This window comes from Bradyrhizobium sp. USDA 4504 (assembly GCF_054063995.1).
Map to the genome: position 1 here is coordinate 1,103,853 of NZ_JBSSGV010000001.1, position 14,014 is coordinate 1,117,866.

The window sequence follows — 14,014 nt, forward strand, 5'->3', positions numbered from 1 at the left end:
CTCTCCTTTTTTGACCATGGAGATTTTCGTTCAATGTCGATGCCTGCCATGAAGACCGAAGTGTCGGCGGTCGCGATCCCGCCGGCCGCTGCCGCGGCGCCGGTCGTGACCATGACGCCGAAGCGCGCGCCGCGCGCCGAGACCTACGCCAGGATGGCGAAGGAGACCGCGGCGCGCGTGGTGCCGCCGCTGATCGTGGTCGCGCTGCTGCTGGTGGTGTGGGAGCTGATCTGCCGGCGCGCCGGCTCCAGCCTGCCGCCGCCGTCGAAAGTGTTCAAAGATACCAAGGAGCTGATCCTCGATCCGTTCTTCGACAATGGCGGCATCGACAAGGGCCTGTTCTGGCATCTCTCCGCCAGCCTGCAGCGCGTCGCCTACGGCTATTCGCTGGCGGCGATTGCGGGCATCGCGCTCGGCACGCTGGTCGGACAGTCGGTCTGGGCGATGCGCGGGCTCGATCCGCTGTTCCAGGTGCTGCGTACCATCCCGCCGCTCGCCTGGCTGCCGCTGTCGCTGGCCGCATTCCGCGATGGCCAGCCCTCGGCGATCTTCGTGATCTTCATCACCTCGGTGTGGCCGATCATCATCAACACCGCGGTCGGCATCCGCAACATCCCGCAGGACTACCGCAACGTCGCGGCGGTCGTGCAGCTCAATCCGCTGGAGTTCTTCACCAAGATCATGATCCCGGCGGCCGCGCCCTACATGTTCACCGGCCTGCGCATCGGCATCGGCCTGTCCTGGCTCGCGATCGTCGCCGCAGAAATGCTGATCGGCGGCGTCGGCATCGGCTTCTTCATCTGGGATGCGTGGAATTCCTCGCATATCAGCGAAATCATCCTGGCGCTGTTCTATGTCGGCATCATCGGCTTCGTGCTCGACCGGCTCATTGCGGGCCTCGGCAAAGTGGTGACCCGCGGCACGGCGGCGAACTGAGGAGGAAGTCATGCAGGCCTATCTGAAGCTCGATCACATCGACAAGACCTTCACCCGCGGCAACGCCACTACGGAGGTGCTGAAGGACATCAACCTGACGATCGAGAAGGGCGAATACGTCTCGATCATCGGTCACTCCGGCTGCGGCAAGTCGACCCTGCTCAACATCGTCGCCGGCCTCACCGGCGCCACCAATGGCGGCGTGCTGCTGGAGAACCGCGAGGTCAATTCGCCGGGGCCGGATCGGGCCGTGGTGTTCCAGAACCACAGCCTGCTGCCGTGGCTCACCGTCTACGAGAACGTCAAGCTCGGCGTCGACAAGGTGTTTGCAAGGACCAAGAGCAAGGCCGAGCGCGACGCCTGGGTTATGCACAATCTCAGCCTGGTGCAAATGGCGCATGCCAAGGATAAGCGGCCGAGCGAGATCTCGGGCGGCATGAAGCAGCGCGTCGGCATCGCGCGTGCGCTCGCGATGGAGCCGAAGGTGCTGCTGCTGGACGAGCCGTTCGGCGCGCTCGACGCGCTGACCCGCGCGCATCTGCAGGATTCGGTGATGGCGCTGCACCAGAAGCTCGGCAACACCATCCTGATGATCACCCACGACGTCGACGAGGCGGTGCTGCTGTCGGACCGCATCGTGATGATGACCAACGGTCCGAGCGCGCGGATCGGCGAGGTGCTCGAGGTGCCGTTGGCGCGGCCGCGCAAGCGGCTCGAGCTCGCGACCAACCAGGGCTACCTGAAGTGCCGGCAGCGCGTGCTCGAATTCCTCTATGAGCGCCACAGCTTCGTCGAGGCGGCGTGATGATCACGTCGACGGCAAGCGTTTCCGCTTTGAACCGAAGCGCCGGCTTCGGTTACCAATGCTCGCGTTTTGAAAATCGTTGCAGCACTCATTTCATGACCGAGGAGATTGAGATGAATCCGGCTCAAATCAAGCTGGTTCAGGACAGCTTTGGCAAGGTCGCGCCGATCTCGGAGCAGGCCGCGGTCATTTTCTACGACCGCTTGTTCGAAGTCGCGCCCGCCGTGAAGGCGATGTTTCCGGTCGACATGAAGGAGCAGCGCAAGAAATTGATGACGACGCTTGCCGTCGTCGTGAATGGGCTGAGCAATCTCGACACGATCCTGCCGGCCGCGAGTGCGCTGGCCAAGCGGCATGTCAGCTACGGCGCCAAGCCCGAGCATTATCCGGTCGTCGGCGGCGCGTTGTTGTGGACGCTGGAGAAAGGGCTCGGCGAAGCCTGGACACCTGACGTCGCCGCCGCGTGGACCGCGGCGTACGGCACGCTGTCCGGCTACATGATCTCGGAAGCCTATGGCCCGGCGCAGCCGGCCGAATAGGAAAACGTCGTAAGCACAGGACGGCTGTCCAACCGTCATTGCGAGGAACGAAGTGACGAAGCAATCCATCTTGCCGCGCATGGAGGTATGGATTGCTTCGCTTCGCTCGCAATGACGTGGTGGGCTTTGGGGTATTCGACGGCGCCAGCAATCTTCTCTATGGTTCGCCCCGTTCCGCCAACGGGTGAACCAACAATGATGTTCCTGGAAACGCCGCCGAAACTGATCGCGACTGAAATCTTCTCCGCCGTGCCGGCGGAATTCCGCCGCAGGGTGGCGAGCGAATGGGCCGACGCCAACCGCCCGGGCGCGGTGACCGACTGCTTCATCGAGGGACCGTCGTTCGATGCCGACGGCAATCTCTACATCGTCGACATTCCGTTCGGCCGCATCTTCAGGATCGCGCCGGACAAGTCATGGTCGCAGGTTGCCGAGTATGACGGCTGGCCGAACGGGCTGAAGATCGATGCGATGGGCCGCATCCTGATCGCCGATTATCGGCACGGCTTGATGGAGCTCGACGCCAGGTCCGGCGAGGTCACGCCGCTGCTGCGCTCGCGCAACTCGGAATCGTTCCGCGGCTGCAACGACCTGCACATCGCCTCGAACGGCGACATCTATTTCACCGATCAGGGCCAGACCGGGCTGCACGATCCGACCGGCCGCGTCTATCGGCTGCGGGTGAACGGAGCGCTCGACTGCCTGATCGACACCGGCATCAGCCCGAACGGCCTGGTGCTCGATCCGCACGAGGCGGTGCTATTCGTCGCGATGACGCGCGACAATGCGGTCTGGCGCGCGCCGTTCATGAAGGACGGCAGCGTCTCCAAGGTCGGCCGCTTCTGCTCGCTATTCGGCCCGAGCGGACCCGACGGCATGACGATGGACGTCGCCGGTCGGCTGTTCGTCGCGCACGCCTCGCTCGGCCATGTCTTCCTGTTTGCGCCGAACGGCGAGTGCATCGCGCGGATCAAGTCCTGCGCCGGGCCGAGCTGCACCAATGTCGCCATCGGCGGCGCCGACCGCGACCGCCTCTACATCACGGAATCGGTGACTGGCTCGGTGCTGGTCGCCGACATCAGCGGGCTCGGCTAGCTATCTTCCTGACTGTCGACCATCGTTATCGCACCTGGCGCGAGTCCCGAAGGATCGACGGCCATCAGGTCGGCCGTTGCCGGGGTCTGGCTGATCAGCGGTCGGAATGCAGCTTCTCGAGAAACTCCTTCACCCCGCTGACGGCGCCGGTGTTGGAGGCGACATAACCGGGAAGGGCGCCCACCGCCTTGTGGAACTCGCTGCTCTTCATGATGTCGAGCACGCGCTGCATCGGCTCGGTCTCGAGGAAGGCGCGCTTGCAGACGAAGAAATAATCTTCCGTGAGCAGGCGGATGAAATCGAGCCCGAACTGCCGCGCCGCGGCCTCGACGCCAAAACTCGCATCCGCCATGCCGCTCGCGACATAGGCGGCGACCGCCGCATGGGTGAATTCCATATGCTGGGCGCCGTTGATCCGCCCTTCCGGGATCTTATGCAGCCTCAGCAATTGATCGAATAGCAGCCGCGTGCCGGAATCGTGGTCGCGGTTGACGAAACGGGCCTTGCGCTCGACGAGGTCCTTCAGCGTCGTGATCTTCAGCGGGTTGCCGCGCTTGACCATCAGGCCCATCTCGCGGGTCACGAAATTGATGACGCGGTCCTCGCGCGGATCGAGCCATTCGCGGCAGGCCTTGATGCCCTGCGCGCGCAATTCGCCGCGCGGCAGGTGCACGCCGGAGAGATCGCAGGCGCCCTGCGCCAGCGAGACCAGCGAGTTCTGGTTGCTGACATAGCGCAGATCGACGCCGACGCCGCCCGCGCGATCAAGGAATTCGCGCAGCTTGGATACCGCAAAGCCGTGGCTGGCATGGACCCGGATCACCGACGGTCGCTGCTCGAGAAATGGCTTGATCTCGGTGACCAGTTCCTGCGCGAGGTTCTCGAGCTGCAGCCCGAGCCGCGCCTGCATGCGCTCGCCGGCCCACACCAGCTTCTCGCCGAATGGCGTCAGCTTCGAGCCCTTGCCGCGGTGGGTTTCAACCAGCGGCACGCCGAAGAACTCGGTCCATTGCTCGATCAGGTTCCAGACATGGCGATAGGACAGCTGCGCATCGCTGGCGGCGCTGGTGATCTTTCCGGTCTTCCGGATCTCGTTGAGGATGCCGAGCATCACGACCGCGGTCTGCGGGCTGTCCTCTTTCCGAAAGCGCCAGACGGTCTCGATCTCGATCTGCAGCATCGTGGTCACCACTTATGAAGTTGACTTCATATCCTTGGCTATGCCAATCGGCACAAGATATCATATTTACTGCTGATCGAAGCCTCCTAGGTTGAGTGACAACACCAGGAGGAAATATGATGTCCGTTGCATATGACTATGAGCGTGACGCCCGCCGCGCCCCGACCATCAGGGACGAACTGCTGCTGATCGACAGCGCCCGCGTCCGTTCGTTGTCCGGAAATACCTTCAAGTCGCTCAATCCCGCCACCGAGCAGGTGATCGCTACGATTGCCGAAGGCAATGAGGCCGATGTCGATCGTGCCGTGGCGGCTGCCCGCCGCGCCTTCGAGGGGCCGTGGCGCACCATGCGCGCGGCCGAACGTGGCCACATTCTGCTCCGATGGGCTGAACTGCTGAAGCAGCATGCCGACGAGATTGTCGCGCTCGAAAGCCTCGATGCCGGCAAGCCGATTGCGGGTGTGCTGCGCCAGGATTTTCCGGCCGCCATCGACACGCTGACCTATTACGCCGGCTGGGCCGACAAGATCAGCGGCGATGTGGTCTCGGCGCGCGACGACGCGTTGACCTATACGGTGCGCGAGCCGGTCGGCGTGGTCGCCGCGATCGTGCCGTGGAATTTCCCGCTGATGATCGGCATGTGGAAGCTCGCGCCGGCGCTCGCCTGCGGCTGCACGGTGGTGATGAAGCCGGCCGAGCTGACCTCGTTGTCGGCGCTGCGCATCGGCGAGCTCGCGCTCGAGGCCGGTTTGCCGAAGGGCGTGCTCAACATCGTGACCGGGCCCGGTCGCGTCGTCGGCGACGCGCTGGTCAATCATCCCGATGTCGACAAGGTGACGTTCACCGGCTCGCCCGGCGTCGGCCGCGGCATCATGAAGGGCGCCGCCGGCAACTTCAAACGGGTCTCGCTCGAGCTCGGCGGCAAGTCCGCCAATGTGATCTTCGACGATGCCAATCTCGAAGCCGCTGCCAAGGCCGCGGCTGCCGGCATCTTCTTCAACGCCGGGCAGGTCTGCTCGGCCGGCTCGCGCGTGCTGGTGCAGGAGAACGCCTATGACGAGGTGGTCGAGCGTCTGGTCGACCGTGCGGAAGCGTTGCGGATCGGCGATCCCGCCGATCGCGCCACCGCGCTCGGGCCAGTCATCTCCGAGAAGCAGATGCGCTCGATCCTCGATTATGTCGAGATCGGCAAGCATGAGGGCGCGCTGCTGGCCACCGGCGGTGCGCGGGTCGGTGACCTCGGCTATTTCATCAGCCCCGCGGTGTTCGCCAACGTTGCGCACGAGATGCGCATCTCGCAGGAGGAGATTTTTGGCCCCGTCGTCAGCGTGATCAAGTTCAAGGACGAGGCCGATGCGCTGCGCATCGTCAACGGCACGGCGTACAGCCTCGCTGCCGGCGTCTGGAGTGCCGATATGGGCCGCGTGCAGCGCTTCGCCAAAAGGGCCCGCGCCGGCACGGTGTGGATCAATACCTATGGCTACACCGATGTGCGGTTGCCGTGGGGCGGCGAGCGTGACTCCGGCCTCGGCCGCGAGCACGGCACTGCCTCGCTGGACAATTTTACGGAACCGAAGGCGGTGTGGATGAACCTCAACGTTTGATGCGCGTCGAGAGACGCGAGGGCGCGCGTCACAATACAGCTGTCGTTCCGGCGAAGGCCGGGACCCATAACCACGAATATCTGTTGTGGTACACGGGTGGAAATGACGAGTCCCGCCAACAACGACTGCTGCGGAGTATGGGTCCCGGCCTTCGCCCATAGGCGCTAAGATAGTTTGATCATAGTCTGATAGTGGCGCTTATGTCTGGGTGGCTCGCGTAGATGTCGCCGGAGAGGGTGACTGGCTCTGCAGAGTAGAGCGATTGCGGGCTGTGGAATGATCGCTTGCCGTAGCGAAGCGACGAGCTGGCGCAGCAGACGCCACGTCACTGGGTGGGTCAGGCGGCGTCGGCCAAGCGGGGAGAGTCTTCGAGTTCGTCGACGAGCGGCTCGAGCAATAGAATGATCAGCAGATGAGCGAGGATATGGGGTCTGGCGGACCGCTCGTCGGTTCCGGGAGGTCCCTTCAGGCCAATCAGGCTTTTCAGCCGCTTGAAGCCGAGCTCAATGCGCCATCGCAGCCGATAGAGGGCGAGGATATCTGCAGTCGTGAAGTCCTCTGGCCTGAGTGAGGTCACCAGGATCACCCAATCTGCGGCGTCAAGTGTTTGCCTGGAGAGCTGATGACCTCCCTTTTGTGCAGTCCGGCGCGCCTTGCGTCGCGCAGCCGCAGCAGCTTGCGCCGGCTTCTTCGCGGCAACCAGACGCACTGCGAGCGGCGGCGCACCTGACTTGCGCTTTATCCAAATCGGCCGATCGATCAGGCCACGCGCCGAGGCGTTGCGCAGTTCGGCAGTGAGGTCAACAAGATTACCTTCGGCATCGAGCCAGCGCGCGCTCTTCCAGCCGGCCCGGATCACGAAGTCCGCATCGGCATCGACGAGATGCGCCATGCGCTCCGGTTGCAGATAGGCGCGATCGGCAAGACGGATCTCACCGGCAACCGCCGGTATCCGATCCAGCGTCTCGCCCGCTCGCTGATCGGTCAGTTCGAAGTGACCAAAGCGCTCCTGCGGAAGATCGAACGCGCTATGGATACGCCACACTGCGTTCTTGTTCCTGCCGCTCGTCCCAGCCTTGGGGACCGTCGTGGCGTCAACAATACGGATCAGACGACCGCGGCTCGCCTTCGGCGCCGCGGCGGCAAGCGCCTGCTCGACCAAGATTGCCAGCCAATCTCCGCACTGGCGTAAGCGATACAACAGAGCCACGTTGGAGATATCGACAAGCCCAACCGACGTGGCCCATGCCGCCGTCAACCGCAGCCCTTTCTCACCAAGGCAATAAGCCAAGATCAGGCGCAGCAAGTCGACCGCATTGCTGATCTCCCGCGGACGGACAAACGCCTTCGTCTTGCGCGCGCTAATGTTCAGAGCCTCGGCTCCGCCAAGTCGGGCGACAACGCGCGCCCAATCTTTGTTCACAAGCGATTCGTGTGCCATTCCATCTTGGAATCACAAGCGAATCCAAGGCGCAAATCCTATTTTAGCGCCTATGGGCCTTCGCCGGGACGACGATGTGGAGACATGGTCGTCCGTATGCTTTATCGTCCTGCGCGGAGCCACAAGGGAACACGCGAGACGAGGCGATCGTGCAGACAAAAAAATTCGGCAGAAACGGCCCGCAGGTCTCGGTGATCGGGCAGGGCACCTGGTATCTCGATCGCGGTGACCGCAAGGCGGCCGTCGCTGCGCTGAAGCGCGGCATCGATGCCGGCATGACGCATATCGACACCGCCGAGATGTATGGCGACGCCGAGCTCGTGATCGCGGATGCGATGTCCGGCCGGCGCGACGAACTGTTCCTGGTCTCGAAGGTCCTGCCGAGCAACGCCTCGCGGCGCGGCACTATCACCGCCTGCGAGCGCTCGCTGAAGCGGCTGAAGACCGATCGCCTCGATTGCTATCTGTTGCACTGGCGCGGAACCACTCCGCTTGCCGAGACGGTCGCGGCGTTCGACGAATTGATCGCGGCGGGCAAGGTCCGGTCCTGGGGCGTCAGTAATTTCGACACCGAGGATCTCGACGAACTGCTCGATGTCGCGGGTGAAGGCAAGATTGCCTGCAACCAGGTGCTCTACCATCTGCAGGAGCGCGCCATCGAGCACGCCGTGATCCCGTGGTGCGAGCAGCACGGCGTCGCCGTCGTCGCCTATTCGCCGTTCGGTCACAATGATTTTCCTTCGTCGTCGAGCAGGGCCGGCACGCTGCTGCAATCGATCGCGCAGGCGCACAAGGCAACGCCGCGCCAGGTGGCGCTAAGTTTCCTCACGCGGCTGCCGTCGGTGCTCGCGATTCCGAAGGCGTCGAACGCGGAACACGCGGCGGAGAATGCGGCGGCAGGAACTCTGAAGCTCAGCGGCGATGAACTCGCCGCGCTCGATGCCGCGTTCCCGCGCGGGCCGAAGCCGCGCTCGCTGCCGATGCTCTGAGGGCGTTCCGCTCCACACAGTTCTTAACAAACTGTTGCAGTTGCGGCGGCACACGGCCTGCGGCGGGCGGTCGCGCGCGCTGGCGCATATCGGAGTCCCGTTTTCGGGCATTGTTCTCGCGGCGGAATTGGCGTTTTGTACGAGGAGCAGATTCCCTTTATTTTGCCTTCGAGATTGCCGTGACACCGCCCCCCGCAGCCGTGGCCGCCAGGCTGGACAGCGTTCCTCTTTCATTGCCCGCAAAGACCGCGCCCGCAGCGACAAGCAAGGCGCCCGCCCGCACCGACCGGCCGTTCAAGGGCATCGCGCTGATCCTGCTGTCGACCGTGTTCCTGGGCACCTCCGACGTCACGGCAAAATATCTCTCCTCCACGCTGCCCTCGATCGAGATCGCCTGGATCCGCTTCCTGGTGTTTGCGATGATCATGACGCCGGCGATGCTGCCAGGCTCGCCGCTGTTCGCGCTGCGCAGCAGCCGTCCCGGCCTGCACGTGCTGCGCGGCGCCGCGCTGCTCGGCTCCTCGCTGATCTTCATCACGGGGCTCGGCTTCCTGCCGATCGCCGAAGCCTCCGCCACCAGCTTCGTCTCGCCGCTGTTCGTCACCGCGCTGTCGATCGCTTTCCTCGGTGAGAGGGTCGGTATGCGACGCTGGATCGCGACCGCGGTCGGCCTCGCCGGCGTGTTTATCATCCTGCGGCCGGGCACCAGTGCCTTCCATCCCGCCGCGATCTTTCCGATCGTCTCGGCGCTGGCGTGGGCGGCCACGTTGATCCTGACGCGCATGATGAGCGGCAGCGAGCGCCCGATCACCGTGATGACCTATTCGTCGATCGTCGGCGTCGCCATCGTCAGCGCGCTGGTGCCGTTCGTCTGGGTCACGCCGAGCTGGCACGACATCATGTTCGGCATCCTGATCGGTGTTGCGTCCACCGTCGGACAGTGGATCGTGGTGCTGGCGTTCCGCTATGGCGATGCCTCGGTGCTCGCGCCGTTCTCCTACACGCAGCTGCTGTGGGTCAGCATCCTCGGCTTCCTGATCTTCGGCGAAGTGCCCGACCGTTGGACCATTCTCGGCGCCGGCTTCATCGTCGCCTCAGGCCTCTACACCGCGCATCGCGAGCGCGTCCGACGGTCGCAGCTGCTGACCGTGGCCAGCGAGCCGTCGCCGAACGCCTGAGCGTCCGGACGAAATCGCGCGTCGGTTGCAAAGCCGGCTTCAACTAGCGTTGCGCGGGTACAACAGTCGGGCCGAAATCTTTGATCTCGGATCGCTGAATCACCGGATTTCGGAAACGATCGGCGAACCTCACGGTTCGCCGCGTGCTAACCCTAGCCCCAAGAGCGCCGCAGAGCGTTTGGGGGTCGGGTACGTGCATTTTGGTTCGTTCTTTTTCCTGTCAGCTGGTCGGTCGTCTCGCGCTGCGATGGCCCTGGCACTCTGCGCCCTGACCAGCGCAATCGCGTTGCCGACCGGTTCGGCACGAGCGCAGAGCTACACCTGGGGCGGCACGGGCAGCTCGACGAGCACCGATGTCTACGAACTCCCGACCAACTGGTCGACCACGTCGGCCGGCGCGCCGCCGATCCTCCCGAACCAGTCAGCCATTTTCGATTCATCGGGATCGGCGACGGTCACCATCGGGCCCGGCTTGATGCTGCCGGGGTCCTGGAGCTTCACCGCCAATTCGCAATCCTACACGATCAATGGCAACCCGGTTGGCTTCAGCCTGTCCGGGCTGACCGGCGGCCTGATCAACCAGGCCAACAACGGCCAGACCATCACGATCAACGCCAACCTCACCGACGGCATTGGCGGTCCGGCGATGGTGCAGCAGCTCGGCAACAGCACGTTGGTGCTCGCGGGCACCAATGCCTATTCCGGCGGCACGCTGATCTCCGCCGGTACCGTGCAGGTGACGAATGCGGATTCGGTCGGCACCGGCACCATCACGCTCAATGGCGGCACGTTCCAGATGCAGTCGCCGACGGTCTCGAGCGTCGCCTTCGCCAACAACATCGCGGTCAATGCGGCCGGCGGCACGGTCGATGCGAACGGCGCCCAGGTCAATCTCCAGGGCGTGATCGCCGACGGCGTCGGCGCCGGGGTTCTGCGCCTGATCGACTCGTCGGCGTCCGCGTTCTCCAATGTGCAGCTCTCCGGCGCCAACACCTATTCCGGCGGCACGCTGGTGGTCGATACGACCGTTGTCGTCAGCAACAACAGTTCGGTCGGGTCAGGCACCGTCACGCTCGACAATGCCTCGTTTCAGGCCGACGGCCTCATCAACCTGACTTTCAGCAACAACTTCAAGATCAACACGTCGGCGATCGGCAGCGCGATCGACGCCAATGGCGTGACGCTTACGATCGCCGGCAACATCGCCGACGGCAACGGCCCCGGCAAGCTGACGGTGCTGGATAATTCAGGCGGCCTCGGCCGCGTCGTGCTGCTCGGCACCAACACCTACACCGGCGGCACCACGATCTGCGATTGCGCGACGTTGCAACTCGGCGACGCCAGCCACACCGCTTCGATCGTCGGCGAGGTCACCGTCGACGGCAAGTTCGACATCGTGAATGCCAACACCGCGGGCATCACCAAGATCGTCAACGACGGCTTCAACGGGATCGCCACCACGACGTTCTACAATTCCACCACGGCGTCGACGGCGACGATCGTCAACCAGAATTTCGGCATTACGGAGTTTCGCGACAGCAGCACCGCTGGCAATGCCACCGTGAGCAACACCAATGGCGCGCTCACAGTGTTCCGCGACACCAGTTCTGCCGGCAACGCCAGGTTCACCAACACCAACGGCGGCACTGTGGTGTTCGGCGACGCGTTTGGTCCTCCCGGCGGCTCCGACACCAGCACGGCCGCCAAGGCCGTGATCGACAACTCCAACGGCGGCGCCGCGGTGTTTCTGGGCCACACCAATGCAGGGCAGGCCACCATCACCAACGGCACCAATGGCGGCTCGACGCAGTTTTTCGAGTCCTCATCTGCGGCTTCGGCAACCATCGTTACGCTCGCGGGCGGTCAGGTCGCCTTTTTTCAGAACAGCACGGCGGCGAACGCCAGTTTCGACAACAGCGGCGTGCTCTATTTCGGATCTGTCGGTATCAACCCGGTGGAGGCGCCGACCGCGGCCAACGCGACGATCGTCAATCGGGCTGGCGGCGTTCTCCAGTTCGATGCCTATGCCACCGCGGGCAATGCGATTATCGACAACCAGGCCGGCAGCCAACACATCTTCACGGCGTTCGCTACCGCGGGCGACGCCACCATTACCACTGAAGCCGGCAGTACCATTAAGTTCTTCAACAACGCGACCGGCGGCAACGCACAGTTCATCACCAACGGCACCGGACTGGTCGATTTCTCGCTCAGCACGGGGCTGAACGGCGACGGGCGCATCACCGCGGGTTCGATCGCAGGCTCTGGCTTCTATTATATCGGCTCAGGCAACACCCTCGCCGTTGGCAGCAATAATCTCTCGACGACGCTCAGCGGCGTGCTTGCCGACTTCGATCCGTTGAACCCATTCCATATCTGTGGCTGTTTCGGCGGCGGTCGCACCGGTCCGGCGAATTTTGAAAAGACCGGCAGCGGCACGCTGACCCTGTCGGGCACCAATACCTACACCGGCACCACCGTCGTCAATGGCGGCATCCTGCAGGTCGACGGCTCGATCGCCTCGTCGAGCCTCACCACGGTGAATGCCGGCGGCGCGCTCTCCGGCATCGGCACCGTCGGCAACACGACGATTGCAAGCGGCGGCATCCTGATGCCCGGCAACGCGACACCAGGCACATCCCTGAACGTGGCGGGCAACCTCGCCTTCCAGTCGGGGGCACTGTACCTCATCGGGCTCAATTCGACGGCGTCCACCTTGGCCAAGTTGAGCGGCAGTGCGACGCTGGCCGGATCGGTCGGCGTCAGCGTCGCCGCCGGCAGTACGATTGCCAAGCGATACACCATCCTGTCGGCGGCCGGCGGCCGCAACGGCACGTTCGCCGGTATCGATTCAACCGGGCTGCCGTCGAACCTCGTCGCGACGCTCGGCTATGACGCGAGCAACACCTATCTGAACTTCACGCTCGATTACGGCGCGAAGTCGAAGCTGAACGTCAATCAGCAGAACGTCGCCGCCACACTGCAGAACTTCTTCAACGCCAATGGCGGTATCAACGCGGTGTTCGCCGGGCTGTCGCCGGCCGGCTTGACGCAGGCCTCGGGCGAGGGCGCGACCGGTTCGCAGCAGGCGACGTTCAACGCGATGGGCCTGTTCCTCGGTCTGCTGACCGATCCGTTCGTCGCCGGGCGCGATGGTGGGTTTGGCGGCGGCGCGGGGGCGACGCCGTTCGCCGAGAAGAGCATGCCGCTCGCCTATGCGGCGCGCCAGAGCGAGCCGCGCGATGCGCTGGCCGCGATCTATACCAAGGCGCCGCCGCGGCTGGTCGATTTCGAGCAGCGCTGGAGCGTATGGGCGGCGGGCTATGGCGGCTCGCAGACCACCAGCGGCAATGCGGTGCTGGGCTCGAACAACACCAGCAGCAGCCTCTATGGCACCGCGGTTGGCGCCGACCACCGCTTCTCGCCGAACACCATTGCCGGCTTTGCGCTCGCCGGCGGCGCGAGCAGCTTCAGCGTCAACGGTCTCGGCTGGGGCCGCTCTGATCTGTTCCAGGCCGGTGCGTTCGTTCGCCACAGCGTCGGCGCGGCGTACTTGAGCGCGGCGCTCGCCTATGGCTGGCAGGATGTCACCACCGATCGCATCGTCGCCGCGGCCGGCGCCGATCATCTGCGCGCCAACTTCAATGCCAATGCCTGGTCGGGCCGGCTCGAGGGCGGCTATCGCACTGCCACGCCGTGGATCGGGCTGACGCCTTATGCGGCGGCGCAGTTCACGAGCTTCGAGCTGCCGGCCTATGCGGAGAGCGTGGTCTCCGGCGGCGGTGCCTTCGCGCTGAATTATGCCGCGAAGAGCGTCACCGACGTCCGGAGCGAACTCGGTCTGCGCTCCGACAAATCGTTCGTTATTGACGGCGGCATCTTCACGCTGCGCGGCCGCGTTGCCTGGGCGCATGACTTCAATCCGGACCGCGCCGTTGGTGCGGTGTTCCAGACGCTGCCCGGCGCGGCCTTCATGGTCAACGGCGCGGCGCAGGCCAGCGACTCGGCGCTGACCACCGCCTCCGCCGAGCTGAAGTGGCGCAACGGCTGGTCGGCCGCCGCGACCTTCGAGGGCGAATTCTCCAACGTGACACAGTCTTACGCCGGCAAGGGCGTTATGCGCTATACGTGGTGACCCTCCGTGCTATAGCCTCCTGCGGCGAAAGCTTGTCCCGGACTTGATCCGCGACAGCATTTCGCGAGACGAAATACGCATCAAAATGAGTGGGACAAAACCCACGCGGGAG

10 protein-coding genes are annotated in these 14,014 nt (G+C 64.3%); 8 read left to right on the forward strand and 2 right to left on the reverse strand.

The genetic code is table 11. The annotated features are described in order from the left end of the window. Positions 1-33: 33 nt before the first annotated feature. From ntrB to ACVMB1_RS04745, 4 genes are all read left to right on the forward strand, one after another. A complete protein-coding gene (gene ntrB / locus ACVMB1_RS04730) occupies positions 34-936 on the forward strand; it encodes a nitrate ABC transporter permease (RefSeq protein WP_076827017.1) in 903 nt (300 codons plus the stop codon). 10 nt (positions 937-946) lie between these two features. Continuing rightward, entirely contained in the window at positions 947-1,741 is a 795-nt protein-coding gene (locus tag ACVMB1_RS04735; protein ID WP_057017512.1) for an ABC transporter ATP-binding protein, read from the forward strand. Between the two features lie 113 nt (positions 1,742-1,854). After that, on the forward strand, positions 1,855-2,280 hold the full coding sequence (locus ACVMB1_RS04740; RefSeq protein WP_076827212.1) for a globin family protein: 426 nt from the start codon (positions 1,855-1,857) through the stop codon (positions 2,278-2,280). A 195-nt stretch (positions 2,281-2,475) separates the two neighbouring features. Beyond that, positions 2,476-3,375, forward strand: a complete 900-nt coding sequence (locus ACVMB1_RS04745; RefSeq protein WP_456814111.1) for an SMP-30/gluconolactonase/LRE family protein — start codon at positions 2,476-2,478, stop codon at positions 3,373-3,375. A 94-nt stretch (positions 3,376-3,469) separates the two neighbouring features. Here the strand turns inward: ACVMB1_RS04745 and ACVMB1_RS04750 are convergent, their stop codons facing one another. Next, the gene (locus ACVMB1_RS04750; RefSeq protein ID WP_057017575.1) at positions 3,470-4,555 is read right to left on the reverse strand and encodes a substrate-binding domain-containing protein; all 1,086 of its coding nucleotides are present in this window, start codon (positions 4,553-4,555) and stop codon (positions 3,470-3,472) included. A gap of 119 nt (positions 4,556-4,674) precedes the next feature. On the opposite strand from ACVMB1_RS04750, the gene ACVMB1_RS04755 reads away from it, so the two are divergent. After that, positions 4,675-6,159: an aldehyde dehydrogenase family protein gene (locus tag ACVMB1_RS04755; protein ID WP_076827207.1), complete on the forward strand. Its 1,485-nt coding sequence runs from the start codon at positions 4,675-4,677 to the stop codon at positions 6,157-6,159. Between the two features lie 337 nt (positions 6,160-6,496). Here the strand turns inward: ACVMB1_RS04755 and ACVMB1_RS04760 are convergent, their stop codons facing one another. Next, positions 6,497-7,600: an IS4 family transposase gene (locus tag ACVMB1_RS04760; protein WP_076824845.1), complete on the reverse strand. Its 1,104-nt coding sequence runs from the start codon at positions 7,598-7,600 to the stop codon at positions 6,497-6,499. A 149-nt stretch (positions 7,601-7,749) separates the two neighbouring features. On the opposite strand from ACVMB1_RS04760, the gene ACVMB1_RS04765 reads away from it, so the two are divergent. The 3 genes from ACVMB1_RS04765 to ACVMB1_RS04775 all read left to right on the forward strand — a co-directional run bounded on the left by ACVMB1_RS04765 (position 7,750) and on the right by ACVMB1_RS04775 (position 13,902). After that, complete coding sequence (locus ACVMB1_RS04765) at positions 7,750-8,589, forward strand: aldo/keto reductase (protein WP_076827015.1); 840 nt, start codon at positions 7,750-7,752, stop codon at positions 8,587-8,589. 233 nt (positions 8,590-8,822) lie between these two features. Then, positions 8,823-9,767, forward strand: a complete 945-nt coding sequence (locus ACVMB1_RS04770; RefSeq protein ID WP_167350404.1) for a DMT family transporter — start codon at positions 8,823-8,825, stop codon at positions 9,765-9,767. A 247-nt stretch (positions 9,768-10,014) separates the two neighbouring features. Further along, positions 10,015-13,902 (forward strand): autotransporter domain-containing protein, encoded by a 3,888-nt coding sequence (locus ACVMB1_RS04775; RefSeq protein ID WP_456814112.1) that lies wholly within the window; start codon positions 10,015-10,017, stop codon positions 13,900-13,902. The last annotated feature ends 112 nt before the right edge of the window (positions 13,903-14,014 follow it).